This window comes from Pukyongiella litopenaei (genome assembly GCF_003008555.2).
In the GTDB taxonomy this organism is placed as follows: Bacteria; Pseudomonadota; Alphaproteobacteria; order Rhodobacterales; family Rhodobacteraceae; genus Pukyongiella; species Pukyongiella litopenaei.
In genome coordinates this window covers 3,690,332-3,703,998 of sequence record NZ_CP027665.1, presented here as the reverse complement: position 1 = coordinate 3,703,998, position 13,667 = coordinate 3,690,332, and the positions used below count along the sequence as shown (strand labels likewise).

Genomic DNA, 13,667 nt, shown 5'->3' with positions numbered 1-13,667 from the left:
GCCGCGCGCTGGAAATGTCAGCCCGCAAAGCCATAGGCACGCAGCCCGTCCAGCACGAATTGCACCGCCAGCGCCGCCAGCAACATCCCCAGCAACCGGGTGACGATGTTGATCCCGGTCTTGCCCAGAAGCCGCTCCATCATGCCCGATGCCAGGAACAGCGCCAGCACCAGCACGAGGACGCTCAGCATCACCGCAATGACCAGCGCCAGCCCCTCGATCCCCGGTTTCTGCCCCGACAGCAGCACCATCGACGCAATCGCCCCCGGCCCCGCGATCAGCGGGATCGCCAGCGGAAACACCGATGGATCGGGATGTTCTTCCTCCTCGGCGCGATCCTCGCGCCGCTTGCTGCGCCGGTCGAACAGCATGTCGAGCGCGGTCAGCAGCAACAGGATGCCGCCCGCGACCCGGAACGCGGGCATCGATATCCCGACGAAGTCCAGCACCGCCTCGCCAAAGGCGGCAAAGATGGTCAGCAATATGGCGGCGGTGATACAGGCCCGGATGGCGATGGACCGGCGCAGGGCCGCATCCATGCCATGGGTCAGCGCCAGATACAGCGGCGCCAGCCCCGGCGGGTCGATGACAACGAAGAGCGTCACGAAGGCGGTGATGAAGAACCCGGTATCCATTCCCTGATGACATGCCACGCGCGGCCCGGCGATGCCAGAAATTCCTGCGGATGCAGGCGCAGGGTGACCGATGTCCCTCGAAAATTGCAGATCATCGGCCCTGACGGCCCCGGCAGGGATCGCGCCGTCGCCGATCCAATCCCCAGCCATTTCGAGCCGGATCAACATGGATGGGCAACGGGCCGGACAGTCGTCAGCCCTCGGCGGCCTCGAGCTTTTCCAGCGCCCGCATCCACAGCGTTTCGGCGCGGTCCAGGCCTTCCATCACCTCGGCATACTTGCGCTGCCAGACCTCGGCCTCGGCCTGCCTGCCATCTTCGTAGAGCGCCGGGTCGGCCAGTTTCTCGGCCAGTCGGTCGCGCATGTCGTTGAGTTTCTCGACGCGGGCCTCGCTCTTGCGGACCTCGCCCCGCAGCAGCAGCAACGTATCGCGGGACGGGCGCCGGGGTTTCGGTGTCTCGCGTTTCGGCGCCGGTTTGTCGCGGCTCAGCAACTGGGCGCGATAGGCTTCGAGATCGCCATCGAACGGCCGCACCGTGCCCCCGTCGACCAGCCACAGCCGGTCGGCGACGAGGCTCAGCAGGTGCATGTCGTGGCTGACCAGGATCACCGCGCCGGAATAGGCGGTGAGCGCCTCGACCAGCGCCTCGCGGCTTTCGATATCGAGATGGTTGGTCGGTTCGTCGAGGATCAGCAGATGCGGCGCGTCGATGGTCGCGATCAGCAGCGACAGCCGCGCCTTCTGCCCGCCCGACAGGCTGCCCACCACGGTCTCCGCCTGCGCGGCGCCCAGTCCGAACCCGCCCAGCCGCGCCCGCAGCCGGGCCGGCGCCTCATCGGGCCGCAACCGCCGCAGATGATCGATCGGCGTTTCGTCCACATGCAACTCGTCGACCTGGTGCTGGGCGAAATAGCCGATCCGCAGCTTGCGCGACCGGACCAGTTTGCCCGCCATCAGCGGCAACCGGTCGGACAACAGTTTCGACAGGGTCGATTTGCCCTGCCCGTTCCGCCCCAGGAGCGCGATCCGGTCGTCCTGGTCGATCCGCAGGTTCAGCCGCGCCAGCACCGGCGTGTCGCCATAGCCGGTGACGCCGCCCTCCATGTGGATGATCGGCGGCGACAGTTCCTCGGGTTCGGGGAAACTGAACGCCCGCAGCGCTGCCTCCTGCGGGGTGGTGATCGGCTGCATCCGCGCCAGCGCCTTGATCCGCGACTGGGCCTGTTTGGCCTTGTCAGCCTTGTAGCGGAACCGGTCCACATAGGATTGCAGATGCGCCCGCCGCGCCTCCTGCTTCTTGGCCATCGCCTCGGCCAGCGCCAGTTTCTCGGCACGCGCGCGGGCGAACTGGTCATAGGGCCCCTGGTAGAGCGTCAGCTTGCGATCCTCCAGGTGCAGGATCGCACCCACGGCGCGGTTCAGCAGGCCGCGGTCATGGCTGACGATGATGACCGTATGCGGATAGCGGGCCAGGTAGCTTTCCAGCCACAGTGCGCCTTCGAGGTCGAGATAGTTGGTCGGTTCGTCCAGCAGCAGCAGGTCGGGCTGCGAGAACAGCACCGCCGCCAGCGCCACCCGCATCCGCCAGCCGCCCGAGAAATCAGAACAGGGCCGTGCCTGCGCGGCATCGTCGAATCCCAGCCCCTTGAGGATCGACGCGGCGCGGGCCTCGGCCGACCAGGCGTCGATATCGGCCAGCCGCGTCTGCACCTCGGCGATGCGCGCCGGATCGGTCGCGGTTGCGGCCTCGGCCAGCAGCGCCGCGCGTTCCGTATCGGCCGCCAGCACCGTGTCCAGCAGCGACACATCCGAGGATGGCGCCTCTTGCGCGACGCCGCCGATGCGGGCGCGGCTGGGCAGGGTAACCGACCCGCTTTCCAGCGCCAGTTCGCCCCGGATCAGCCGGAACAGCGTGGTCTTGCCGGTGCCGTTCCGCCCCACCAGGCCAACCTTGTGGCCGGTCGGGATCACCGCCGACGCCGCTTCGAGCAACGGACGGCCGCCGACCGAATAGGTGATGTCATCGATACGCAACATGCGGGCGGTGTGACGCAGGGCCGGGGCACTGTCAATCGGGTCCGAAACGCCCTTCCCAAGCGCCGCCCCCCATGTTACGCGGCGCGCGGCATTGACCGGCGGGGCCGCCCGCCGCCACGAACAACCAGACGCAACCAGCCCCGAAGGAGATACCCCATGGCCCTGGAACGCACCTTTTCGATCATCAAGCCCGACGCCACCCGCCGCAACCTGACCGGTGCGATCAACGCCAAGCTGGAAGAAGCCGGCCTGCGCATCGTCGCCCAGAAGCGGATCCACATGACCAAGGCACAGGCCGGCAAGTTCTACGAGGTCCACGCCGAACGTCCGTTCTATGACGAACTGTGCGATTTCATGTCCTCGGCCCCGGTCGTGGTGCAGGTTCTCGAAGGCGACAACGCCATCGCGCGCAACCGCGAAGTGATGGGCGCGACCAACCCCGCCGACGCGGCACCGGGCACCATCCGCGCCGAGTTCGCGGAATCGGTCGGCGAAAACTCGGTTCACGGCTCGGACGCGCCGGAAACCGCCGCTGTCGAGATCGCCTATTTCTTCTCGGGCATCGAACTGGTCGGCTGATCCGGCCGATCCTCGCCATTGCCGCAAGGGCCGTCCCGCGACCGGGGCGGCCCTTGTCCTGTGTTGCTCTGCCGTTGACAGCCCGCCCGTCCTGTCCAAACGTGAACGCGGGAGGATGACGATGTGATGAACGGCGAGATGCGCGATATCGCGACGGGGTTCGACCTGGCCGCGCCGCCCGAGGGCTTTGCCGACAACCCGTTCCCGGTCTATGACGCCCTGCTGAACCATGCGCCGGTGCTGCGCCAGCCCGATGGATCGGTGCTGCTCTGCCGTCACGCCGATCTCGACCGGATCTATCGCGACACGACGCTTTATTCGTCGGACAAGACGGCGGCGTTCGGGCCGAAATTCGGGGCGGGCTCGCCGCTCTTCGAGCATCACACCACGTCGCTGGTGTTCAACGACCCGCCCCTGCATACGCGGGTGCGGCGGATCATGACATCGGCGCTGACGCCGCGGGCAATCGCACGGATGGAGCCGGGGCTGGTCGCGGCTGTCGATGCGCTGCTGGACGGGATGCAGGGGCACGGCAGCGTCGATCTGATCGAGGATTTCGCCGCCTCGATCCCGATCCAGATCATCGGCAACCTTCTCGATGTGCCGATGGCCGAACGCGGGCCGCTGCGCGACTGGTCGCTGGCCATTCTGGGCGCGCTTGAACCGGTGCTGAGCGCGGCGCAACTGGCCCGCGGCCATGAGGCGGTGCGGGAATTCACCGCCTATCTGCGGGATCTGGTCCGCCGCCGCCGCGCCGCGCCCGGCGACCCGGAAACCGATGTGCTGACGCGCCTGATCCGGGGTGACGGCGCGGACGGGCAATTGTCGGAAACCGAATTGCTGCAGAACTGCATCTTCATCCTGAATGCCGGCCATGAAACCACCACCAACCTGATCGGCAATGGGCTGGCGCTGCTGCACGACCACCCGGACCAGAGGGCCCGCCTGCTCGCTGATCCGGCGCTGATCACGCTGGCGATCGAGGAATTCCTGCGGTTCCGGTCGCCCAACCAGCTTGGCAACCGCGAAACCACCGCCCGGGTCAATATCGGCGGGCTGGACATCGCGCCCGGCACCAACCTGCATCTGTGCATCGGCGCGGCCAATCGCGATCCCGCGGTGTTCGACGATCCCGCGCGGCTGGATGTCGGGCGCAAGCCCAACCGGCATCTCGCCTTTGCCGCCGGTCCCCATGTCTGTGTCGGGCTGACGCTGGCACGGATGGAGGGGCGGATCGCGATCTCGCGGTTCCTGGACCGGTATCCCGGATTTGCCCTGCGCGACGGCCGCGTGCGCGGCGGGCGCCTGCGGTTTCGCGGCTACGCGGCGCTGCCGGCCGATCTCGGATAGATCCCCTTGCGGCCAGGCCGGAGCCCGGCCATTGTGCGCGGCAATCCGGGAGGCCCCATGAACGACCCACGATCCGAGCTCGACAGGCTGATGTCCCGCCGCTGGTCCTGCCGCGCATTCCGCCCCGATCCGGTGCCGCGCAGCCGGATCGAACGCATCGTGGAAACGGCGCAGAAAGTGCCGTCCTGGTGCAACGCGCAACCCTGGCAGCTGGTGATCACCAGCGGCGCCGAAACCGAACGGTTGCGCGCGGCCCTGATGCACGAGGCCGAAACCGCTGCGCCGTCGCCCGACCTGCCGCACCCGGACCGCTATGCCGGCATCTACCTGGACCGGCGCCGGGAAACGGGCTGGGCGCTTTATGACGCGGTCGGCGTCCGCAAGGGCGACCGCGCCGGGTCGGCCCGGCAGGCAATGCGGAATTTCGCGCTGTTCGACGCCCCCCATTGCGCCATCATCACCGCGCCCCGCGATCTCGGTGCCTATGGCGCGGTGGATTGCGGCGGGTTCGTCACCGCCTTCACCCTGGCCGCCGCGGAATGCGGCGTGGCGACCATCGCGCAGGCGGCCGTGGCGTCCCATGCGCCGTTTCTGCACCGCCATTTCGACATTCCCGATGACCGGCTGATCATCTGCGCGATTTCATTTGGTTACGCCGACGAGGTTCACCCCGCCAACAGGTTCCGCACGACCCGCGCCGATGTGCAGGACGTGGTGGACTGGCGCGGATGAAAGCAGATCGAGGAGCCCCGCCATGCGTGCCCTGATACAACGGGTCAGCGAAGCCTCTGTCACCGTTGACGACCGCATCGTCGGCCGCACCGGGCCGGGCCTGCTGGTTCTGGTTTGCGCCATGCAGAGCGATACCGAGGCCGAGGCCGAACATCTCGCCGCCAGGATCTCGAAGCTGCGCATCTTTCGCGACGATGCCGGCCGCATGAACCGGTCCGTGCTGGACGTGGGTGGCGGGGCGCTGGTGGTCAGCCAGTTCACCCTGGCCGCCGATACATCGCGCGGCAACCGCCCCGGGTTCTCGGCCGCCGCCGCGCCCGAAGATGGCAACCGGCTCTACGAACATTTCGCGGCTGCACTCGCCCGGCTGGGCCTGCCGGTGGCGACCGGCGAATTCGGCGCCGACATGGCGGTGGCGCTGGTCAATGACGGGCCGGTGACGATATGGATCGAAACGTGATGACGGATCTGCGCGACAGCGCCCGCGCCATCTGGCGGGCGGGTGTGGCGGCGGTGGACGGCCATGCCGCGACCGCCGCCGCGCTGGACCGCCAGCCGCGCCCCGACGCGGTGCTGGCGGTGGGCAAGGCAGCCGGAGCAATGGCGCGGGCCGCGCTCGACAGGTTCGGCCCGCTGCCCTGTCTCGTCGTCACCAAGGACGGCCACGGGGCGGGACTGCCCGATGCTGTCGACCTGATCGAAGCCGCCCATCCGGTGCCGGACGCGCGCAGCCTCGCCGCGGGCCGCGCGCTGCGCAAGGCGGTCGCGGCAATGGCACCCGGATCGCAGCTGTTGCTTCTGGTCTCCGGCGGCGCCTCGGCGCTGGCCGAAGACCCGGTGTCGGGCTACGGGCTGGCGGATCTCGACGTGCTGAACCGGCGCCTGCTGGCATCGGGCATGGATATCGGCGCGATGAACACCGAGCGGCGCAAGCTGAGCCGCATCAAGGGCGGCGGGCTGCTGGCGGGGTTTCGCGGGGCGCGGGCGACGGTGCTGGCCATATCGGACGTGCCAGGCGACGATATCGGCGTGATCGGCTCGGGCATCGGCGCAAGTCCCGCGTCGGCGGCCTTCGTCTCGGACCTGCGCATCGTGGCCAGCAACGCCACCGCCCGCGACGCCGCCGGACGCGCCGCCACCGCGGCGGGGTTCCCGGTGCTGAGCAATGCCGAAAGCCTGCATGACGACCTGAACGCGCTGGCACCCGCGATCGGGGCACGGTTGCGCGACATGCCGCGCGGGGCGCTGATCCTGGGAGGGGAACCCACCGTGGTTCTGCCCGACAATCCCGGCCGCGGCGGGCGCAACCAGGCGCTGGCGCTGGCGCTGGCACGCGAAATCGCGGGCATCGGAGACCTGGTGGTCGTCGTCGGCGGCACCGATGGCAGCGACGGGCCGACCGACGCCGCAGGCGGCGTGATCGATGGCGCGACATGGACACCCGGTGCGGAAACGGCGCTGCTGCAAGCCGACAGCGGCCCGTATCTGGAGGCCGCGAACGCGTTGCTGAGAACCGGACCTACCGGCACGAATGTCATGGATCTGATGGTGGCTCTGAGGGGCTGAACCGGGCTCTGCCCGGGCCCGATCCGCCGGCCGGCGCCGCGGACCGCCGGACTTTCCTGCTTGCCCATATGCCGGAAATGCGCGACCCTTTGGGGGATCAAGCAACAAAATTGCGTTCCAAACGCTGTAAGGATACGGGAGATAAGCATGCAAGATCAGATCAAGTTCCTCGCCGGCCATGCCATCGCCGGCAAGATGAGCCGCCGTGAATTCCTGAACCGCGCCGCCGCGCTCGGCATCGGCGCGATGACGGCCAACACCCTTCTGGCGCGGGCCGCCCATGCGCAGGAGCCGGTCAATGGCGGCACCATCCGCATGGCGCTGCAGGGCGGTTCGACCACCGACAGCCTCGACCCGGCGCTGACCACCAACACCGTCGGCCTGATGCTGATCCGCATGTGGGGCGAACCGCTGGTGGAACTGGACGATGACGGCGGCATCACGGGCAAGGTGGCCGAGAGCTTCGAAGGTTCGGAAGACGCCGCCACCTGGCGTTTCCGCCTGCGCAGCGGCATCACCTTTTCCAACGGCCAGGCGGTCACGCCCGAGGACGTTGCCGCCACGCTGGCGCGCCATTCCGACGATGAATCGAAATCCGGCGCGCTCGGGCTGATGCGCGATATCGAGAATATCCGCGTCGACGGGTCCGATATCGTGATCGAGCTCAAGACGCCCAATGCCGACCTTCCCTACCTGATGTCGGACTATCACCTGGTGATCCAGCCCGGCGGCGGCAAGGAGGCACCCGACGCCGCCATCGGCACCGGCCCCTATGTCCTGAAGGACGTGGACATGGGCGTGCGGTTCGTTGCCGAGAAGAACCCGCATTACTGGGGCGACCTCGGTCATGCCGATACGCTCGAACTGCTGGTGATCAACGACGACACCGCGCGGGTCGCGGCGCTGCAGTCCGGCCAGGTGGACCTGATCGACCGGGTGCCGCCGCGCACCGCGGGGCTGGTGGCGCGGGCACCGAATATCGACGTGCACCAGACTTCGGGACCGGGGCATTATGTGTTCATCATGCATTGTGACACCGCGCCCTTCGACAACAAGGACCTGCGGCTGGCGCTGAAATACGGCATCAACCGGCAGGAACTGGTGGACAAGATCCTGTCCGGCTACGGCTCGGTCGGCAACGACACCCCGATCAACGCCTCGTATCCGCTCTATACCGAACTCGAACAGCGCGCATACGATCCCGACAAGGCGGCGTTCCATCTCAAGCAGTCCGGGCATGACGGGCCGATCCTGCTGCGCACCTCGGACAACTCGTTCCCCGGCGCGCCGGATGCGGCGGCGCTGTTCCAGCAAAGCTGTGCCGCCGCCGGCATCAATGTCGAGATCAAGCGCGAGCCCAATGACGGCTACTGGTCCGAGGTCTGGAACAAGCAACCGTTCTGCACCAGCTACTGGGGTGGCCGTCCGACCCAGGACCAGATGTACACCACCGCCTACCTGTCCACCGCGGACTGGAACGACACGCGGTTCAACAACGAACAGTTCGACCAGATGCTGCTCGCCGCCCGCGCCGAGGTCGATCAGGCCAAGCGCAAGCAGATCTATGCCGACATGGGCCAGATCCTGCATGACGAAGGCGGCCTGATCTGCCCGATGTTCAACGATTTCGTCGAAGCCACCAGCACCCGCGTTGCCGGTTTCACACCCGGCATCAAGGGCCAGGTCCTGATGAACGGCTATGCCCCCCATCGGATGTGGGTAACGGGCTGATATGTCCCAGATCGCGAAACTACTGGCTCAGCGCGTCGCGCTGAGCCTGATCCTGTTGTTTTTTGTATCGATCCTGATTTTTGCCGGAACCATCATCCTGCCCGGCGACGTGGCGCAGTCCATTCTCGGCCAATCCGCCACGCCCGAGGCGCTGGCCAACCTGCGCGCCGAACTGGGCCTGAACGAGCCCGCCCTGACACGGTATTTCAGCTGGTTGGGCGGCGTGCTGCACGGCGACCTGGGCACCGCGCTGACCAGCGGCCAGGACATCGCCGAGAACGTGGGCAAGCGGCTCGGAAATACCCTGTTCCTGGCCTTCTGGGCGGCGATGGTATCCGTCCCGCTGGCGATCTTCCTCGGCCTGCTGGCCGTGCGCTATCGCGACCGCTGGCCGGACAAGCTGATTTCGGCGGTCACGCTGACGGCCATATCCATCCCCGAATTCCTGATCGGCTATGTGCTGATGTTCTTCGTCGCGGTGAAACTGGGCTGGTTTTCCTCGGTCGCGATGATCAACGACACGATGACGCTGGGCCAGAAGCTCTATGTCATCGCGCTGCCGGTCGCGGTGCTGACGCTGGTGGTGCTGGCGCACATGATGCGCATGACCCGCGCCGCCATCCTCAACGTGATGCAATCCTCCTATATCGAAACCGCCGAACTCAAGGGGCTGAGCCTGTTCAAGGTGATCTACCGCCACGCCTTTCCCAACGCGATCGCGCCGATCGTCAACGTGGTGATGCTGAACCTCGCCTATCTCGTCGTCGGCGTCGTCGTGGTCGAGGTGGTGTTCGTCTATCCCGGCATGGGCCAATATCTGGTCGATCACGTCGCCAAGCGCGACGTGCCGGTGGTGCAGGCCTGCGGGCTGATCTTTGCCGCCGTCTATATCGGCCTGAACATGGTCGCCGATATCGTGTCGATCCTCGCCAACCCGCGCCTGCGGCACCCGAAATAGGAGGGCGGCGAGATGTTCAGAAACATACCTGTCTCTGCCCTGATCGGGCTCTTCTTCATGGCGCTGTATTTCCTGATGGCGATCTTCGCGCCGCTGCTGGCGCCCTATGGCATGGCCGAGGTGGTCGGCGATGTCTGGGAACCCCGCTCGGCCGAGCACCTGCTGGGCACCGACAGCATCGGACGCGACCTGCTGTCCCGGATGATCTATGGCGGGCGCACGACCATCTGGATCGCGACCGCGGCCACCATCCTGTCCTTTGTCACCGGCTCGGTGCTGGGCCTGCTGGCCGCGGTGCTGGGCGGTTGGGCCGACCAGGCGATCTCCCGCTTCGTGGACCTGATCATGTCGATCCCGACCCTGATCTTTGCGCTGGTGGTCCTGTCGGTGATGCCGGTCACGGTAACCATCCTGATCATCGTCATGGGCCTGCTGGACAGCACCCGCGTCTATAGGCTGGCCCGCGCCGTCGCGGTGGATATCAACGTGATGGATTATGTCGAGGCGGCCAAGTTGCGCGGCGAGGGGCGGCGCTGGATCATCTTCCGTGAAATCCTGCCCAACGCCCTGTCGCCGCTGGTGGCGGAAATGGGGCTGCGCTTCATCTTCGCGGTGCTGTTCGTGTCCACCCTGTCCTTTCTCGGCCTCGGCGTGCAACCGCCCGAGGCCGACTGGGGCGGGATCGTGAAGGAAAACAAGGAAGGCATCGTCTATGGCATTCCGGCGGCGCTGCTGCCCGCCGTGGCCATCGCCACGCTGGCGATTTCGGTCAACCTGGTGGCCGACTGGATCCTGAACCGCACCACCAGCCTGAAGGGAGGACGCGGCTGATGTCCGACATGCTGCTGAACGTCCGCGACCTGAAGATCGGCGCCACCGTCTATCCGCCCGGCGAAACGCCGCGCAGGATCGAGATCGTGCACGGGGTGTCCTTTGATCTGGAAAAGGGCAAGGTGCTTGGCCTGATCGGCGAATCCGGTGCCGGCAAATCCACCATCGGCCTGTCGGCGATGGGCTATGGGCGCGGCGGCGTCGAGATCACCGGCGGCGAGGTCTGGGTCAATGGCCGCGACATCCTGCGCGGCGGCCTGAAAGGGCTGCGCGAATTGCGCGGGGCCGAAGTGACCTATGTGGCGCAATCCGCCGCGGCATCCTTCAACCCCGCCAAGAAGCTGATGGAGCAGGTCACCGAAGCCGCGATCCATCACAGGCGGTTCTCCCGCTCCGAGGCCGAGGCCCGCGCGGTCGAGCTGTTCGACAAGCTCGGCCTGCCCGACCCCGAACATATCGGCAACCGCTATCCGCATCAGGTTTCAGGCGGGCAGCTGCAGCGGGTGATGACCGCGCTGGCACTGTGTCCGCAGCCCGACCTGGTGGTGTTCGACGAACCCACAACCGCGCTGGACGTGACCACGCAGATCGACGTGCTCAAGGCGATCAAGGAAGCGATCAAGGATACCGGCGTCGCCGCGCTCTACATCACCCACGACCTTGCCGTGGTGGCCCAGGTCAGCGACGACATCATGGTGCTGCGGCAGGGCGAAACGGTGGAATACGGATCGGTCCGGCAGATCATCGAAGACCCGCACGAGGACTATACCCGCGCGCTGGTCTCGGTGCGCTCGATCGAGCACGAGGAAAAGCCGCCCTCGCCCGACCCGGTGCTGACCGTGCGCGGCGTCACCGCCCGCTACAAGGGGCTGAGTTTCGATGTCCTGCAGAACGTGAATGTCGAGGTGCATCCGGGCCAGACGCTGGCCGTGGTCGGCGAATCCGGGTCCGGCAAATCGACGCTGGCGCGGGTTATCACCGGTCTGCTGCCTCCGCGCGAAGGCGAGATCGAATTTGCCGGGCGCAGGCTGTCGCCCGGGCTCGACGGGCGCGCGCGCGAGGATCTGCGTGAATTGCAGATGATCTACCAGATGGCCGACGTGGCGATGAACCCGCGCCAGACCGTGGGCACGATCATCGGCCGGCCGCTCGAATTCTATTTCGGCCTGCGCGGCGCCGAGAAACAGACACGCATCCAGGAATTGCTGGACGAGATCGAACTGGGCGACGGTTTCCAGGACCGCTATCCGGCCGAATTGTCAGGCGGACAGAAACAGCGCGTCTGCATCGCCCGCGCCCTGGCCGCCAGGCCGCGGCTGATCATCTGCGACGAGGTGACATCGGCGCTCGACCCGCTGGTGGCGGATGGCATCCTCAAGCTGCTGCTCGACCTGCAGAAGATCGAGGACGTGGCCTATCTGTTCATCACCCATGACCTCGCCACGGTGAAGGCGATCGCGGACAGCATCGCGGTGATGTATCACGGCAAGGTGCAGCGCTACGGCCCCAAGAGCCAGGTGCTGGCGCCGCCTTTCGACGACTATACCGACCTGTTGCTGTCCTCGGTCCCCGAGATGAAACTGGGCTGGCTGGAAGAGGTGCTGGACCACCGCAGGATGGAAAGCGCCGGGCACTGAGCCCGGCGGTCAGTCCCGCTGCGTCAGAACGCAGTCATATTCGGTTCCGTCCGGGTCTGGCTCGCGATAGGTGGCCTCATCGTCCCGGATCCAGATCGAACGGCCGAAATCGCCCTCGTAGCGGGTGCCTGTTTCAGACGGTGACAGCACGCCGGTATCGATACTGTCGCCGCGTTCGAACCGGATACCGGGCAGTTCGGTGTCAAAGAACATCGTGACCACCTCGTTCGACGGGTTTCCGCCACAGGCCCAGAATTCCGTGCCGGTGGGTTCCTGCATCAGCCAGAAGGCGACCAGCCGGGCCTCGCGGCGCAGATAGGCGTCGGCCACGCAGGCGCGTTGATCCGCCGCTTTCCAGCATTCGTCGCGGCCCTTGATCCAGCCGCGCTGCATCGCCTTGAGCTCGGTCACCGCCTCCTCCGCGCCCGCGTCCAGCCCCTGTGCCAGCCCGACCGCATCGGTGAAGCGCCCGGCAAGGCGGCGATCGAGTTCGGCCAGCCCGGCATCCTCGCAGACCAGTTGTTCCGCACCGCTTTGTGCCTTGGCGCAATCGAACGACGGCCCCTCATCCGCCCATGCCAACGGCGCGGCGAGGCACAGCAAGGTGGCGATATACTGGCGCATGGGCTTTCTCCGTCCATAGTCATCCGCGATACCGGCCTCGCGGACAGGAAAAAAATCTTGCGGTCACGGCCCCGGTCGCATTTTCGATTGCCAGCACGCCGTGCCGTGGCTTTGATGCGCCCATTGCATGACGAGAGGCCGCAATGCCGAACAAGCTCCTTCTGATCATACTCGACGGCGTGCCGTGGCGCAATTTCCGCCGTCTGTTCGGCAATCTCGAAGGCTGGGTCGAACGCGGCGAGGCCCGGGTCTGGAAACACCGGTCGGTGCTGCCGTCGATCTCGGCCAGCTGTTATGCGTCGTTGCATACCGGCGTGACACCGCAGGACCATGGCTGCACCGGCAATGGCAACGTGTTCCGGCTGGCGCAGCCGGACGTGTTCTCGCAGGTGCGCGCGGCCGGCGGCGTGACCGGCGCGGTGGCGCATTCCTTCTGGTCCGAGTTCTTCAATCGCCACCCGTTCGATCCGGTCCGCGATATCGAATATGACGAACCGGACAGTTCCACCATCAACCACGGCCGGTTCCACACCATGACTGGCTATGGCCACGACAACCAGATGACGCCCTGCGACCTGGACCTGTTCGCCACGCTGACCAGCCTGTGCGCGCGCCATTCGCTGACCTACGGGCTGCTGCACACATGCACGCTGGACAGCATGGGGCACCGGTTCTTTCACGATTGCCGGGAGATGGACCATGCCTGTTTCGTGATGGATGAAATGCTGGCGCCCTTCATCCCGCGCTGGCGGGCGATGGGCTACGAGGTGATCGTGACCGCAGATCACGGCCAGGACGCGCGCGGGCATCACGGCGGGCGCGACCCGCTGCAACAGGAAACCGCGCTCTATTATTTCGGCCCTGCGGACGGGCCGGCGCCGGAAACGGTGATCGAACAGCTCCAGCTGGCGCCGACGATCCTGTCGCGCCTCGGTGCGCCGGTGGCCGACACGATGCGTGCCGATCCGTTCCTGCGCTAGCGCGGC

At 66.7% G+C, this 13,667-nt stretch carries 13 protein-coding genes; 10 read left to right on the top strand and 3 right to left on the bottom strand.

Translation table 11 applies throughout. The features are described 5' to 3' along the window. Positions 1 to 17: 17 nt before the first annotated feature. Both C6Y53_RS18030 and C6Y53_RS18025 read right to left on the bottom strand, forming a co-directional pair. Positions 18 to 635, bottom strand: coding sequence for a MarC family protein (locus C6Y53_RS18030; protein WP_106473687.1), 618 nt, complete (start codon positions 633 to 635; stop codon positions 18 to 20). Positions 636 to 828: 193 nt separating this feature from the next. Further along, positions 829 to 2,673: an ABC-F family ATP-binding cassette domain-containing protein gene (locus C6Y53_RS18025; protein ID WP_106473686.1), complete on the bottom strand. Its 1,845-nt coding sequence runs from the start codon at positions 2,671 to 2,673 to the stop codon at positions 829 to 831. 156 nt (positions 2,674 to 2,829) lie between these two features. On the opposite strand from C6Y53_RS18025, the gene ndk reads away from it, so the two are divergent. The 9 genes from ndk to C6Y53_RS17980 all read left to right on the top strand — a co-directional run bounded on the left by ndk (position 2,830) and on the right by C6Y53_RS17980 (position 12,057). After that, on the top strand, positions 2,830 to 3,252 hold the full coding sequence (gene ndk / locus C6Y53_RS18020; protein ID WP_106473685.1) for a nucleoside-diphosphate kinase: 423 nt from the start codon (positions 2,830 to 2,832) through the stop codon (positions 3,250 to 3,252). A 126-nt stretch (positions 3,253 to 3,378) separates the two neighbouring features. Continuing rightward, positions 3,379 to 4,602 carry a cytochrome P450 gene (locus C6Y53_RS18015; protein WP_244614880.1) on the top strand — a complete coding sequence of 408 codons (1,224 nt, stop codon included), beginning with the start codon at positions 3,379 to 3,381 and terminating at the stop codon, positions 4,600 to 4,602. A 57-nt stretch (positions 4,603 to 4,659) separates the two neighbouring features. Continuing rightward, positions 4,660 to 5,334, top strand: a complete 675-nt coding sequence (locus C6Y53_RS18010; RefSeq protein WP_106473684.1) for a nitroreductase — start codon at positions 4,660 to 4,662, stop codon at positions 5,332 to 5,334. Between the two features lie 22 nt (positions 5,335 to 5,356). Beyond that, entirely contained in the window at positions 5,357 to 5,794 is a 438-nt protein-coding gene (dtd, locus tag C6Y53_RS18005) for a D-aminoacyl-tRNA deacylase (RefSeq protein WP_106473683.1), read from the top strand. Next, the gene (locus C6Y53_RS18000; RefSeq protein ID WP_106473682.1) at positions 5,794 to 6,900 is read left to right on the top strand and encodes a DUF4147 domain-containing protein; all 1,107 of its coding nucleotides are present in this window, start codon (positions 5,794 to 5,796) and stop codon (positions 6,898 to 6,900) included. The genes dtd and C6Y53_RS18000 overlap by 1 nt, the downstream gene beginning before the upstream one ends. 147 nt (positions 6,901 to 7,047) lie before the next feature. Beyond that, complete coding sequence (locus C6Y53_RS17995; RefSeq protein ID WP_211299422.1) at positions 7,048 to 8,631, top strand: ABC transporter substrate-binding protein; 1,584 nt, start codon at positions 7,048 to 7,050, stop codon at positions 8,629 to 8,631. A gap of 1 nt (position 8,632) precedes the next feature. Further along, complete coding sequence (locus C6Y53_RS17990; protein WP_106473681.1) at positions 8,633 to 9,589, top strand: ABC transporter permease; 957 nt, start codon at positions 8,633 to 8,635, stop codon at positions 9,587 to 9,589. Positions 9,590 to 9,601: 12 nt separating this feature from the next. After that, positions 9,602 to 10,420: an ABC transporter permease gene (locus C6Y53_RS17985; protein WP_106473680.1), complete on the top strand. Its 819-nt coding sequence runs from the start codon at positions 9,602 to 9,604 to the stop codon at positions 10,418 to 10,420. After that, entirely contained in the window at positions 10,420 to 12,057 is a 1,638-nt protein-coding gene (locus tag C6Y53_RS17980; protein ID WP_106473679.1) for an ABC transporter ATP-binding protein, read from the top strand. Before C6Y53_RS17985 ends, C6Y53_RS17980 begins: the two co-directional genes overlap by 1 nt. A 9-nt stretch (positions 12,058 to 12,066) precedes the next feature. Here the strand turns inward: C6Y53_RS17980 and C6Y53_RS17975 are convergent, their stop codons facing one another. Further along, entirely contained in the window at positions 12,067 to 12,681 is a 615-nt protein-coding gene (locus C6Y53_RS17975) for a lysozyme inhibitor LprI family protein (protein ID WP_149615557.1), read from the bottom strand. Positions 12,682 to 12,824: 143 nt separating this feature from the next. On the opposite strand from C6Y53_RS17975, the gene C6Y53_RS17970 reads away from it, so the two are divergent. After that, a complete protein-coding gene (locus C6Y53_RS17970; RefSeq protein ID WP_106473678.1) occupies positions 12,825 to 13,661 on the top strand; it encodes an alkaline phosphatase family protein in 837 nt (278 codons plus the stop codon). Positions 13,662 to 13,667: the final 6 nt, after the last annotated feature.